We start from the raw sequence: 668 nt of genomic DNA, 5'->3' as shown, positions 1-668 counted from the left end.
CCTCCCCGCGCACCACGTCGGCCCCCTCCAGCCAGGGCACGAGCCCGCCCGAGGACGCCGTCACGACCACCTCGCCCGAAGCGGCGCCGTCGACCTCCCCGCGGGAGGCCGCGAGGAACGTGGCCACGAGCGGGCCCGGGACCAGCGCCCGGCCGCACTCCTCGAAGACGACGGCGGCCTCCGCGAGGCCGAGGCCGACGCCGCCCGCCGACTCCGGCAGGCACAGCGAGAACAGGCCCGCCTCCCCGAGCGCACGCCACAGCCCCCGGTCGAGCGCGGGGCGCTGCACGGCGGCGCGCAGCGCGTCGCGCCCGAACCGCCCCGCGAGCAGGTCCCGGATGCCCTCGCGCAACGCGCGCTGTTCCGCGGTCAGTTGGAAGTGCACGGCTATCGGCCCCCCTTGGGCAATCGCAGGATGCGCTCGGCGACGATGTTGCGCTGGATCTGCGAGGTGCCGGCCGCGATCGTGTACGACAGCGACGACAGCCGGTCGAGCGTCCACTCCTGACCGGTGTCGAGCGCCCCCGCCCCGCCCAGCACCCGGGCCGCGACGTCGTACAGCCGCTGCCGTGCGTGCGAGTAGCGCAGCTTGAAGACCGAGCCGCCGACGCCCGGCACCCCGCCGCTGGCCTGCGCCTCGCTGACGTTCCACTGGGTGAGCCGCCACA

At 76.0% G+C, this 668-nt stretch carries 2 protein-coding genes; both read right to left on the bottom strand.

The annotated features are described in order from the left end of the window. Positions 1-385, bottom strand: a 385-nt coding sequence (locus G3I40_RS31205; RefSeq protein ID WP_164305972.1) for an acyl-CoA dehydrogenase family protein, incomplete at its 3' end; no start/stop codon positions are given. Between the two features lie 2 nt (positions 386-387). After that, positions 388-668 (bottom strand): acyl-CoA dehydrogenase family protein (locus G3I40_RS31200; RefSeq protein WP_275410250.1); only part of this gene is annotated, 281 nt, incomplete at its 5' end.

The sequence above is a fragment of the Streptomyces sp. SID14478 genome (assembly GCF_010548525.1).
Lineage (GTDB): Bacteria > Actinomycetota > Actinomycetes > Streptomycetales > Streptomycetaceae > Streptomyces.
This window is presented reverse-complemented; position numbering and strand designations above follow the sequence as displayed.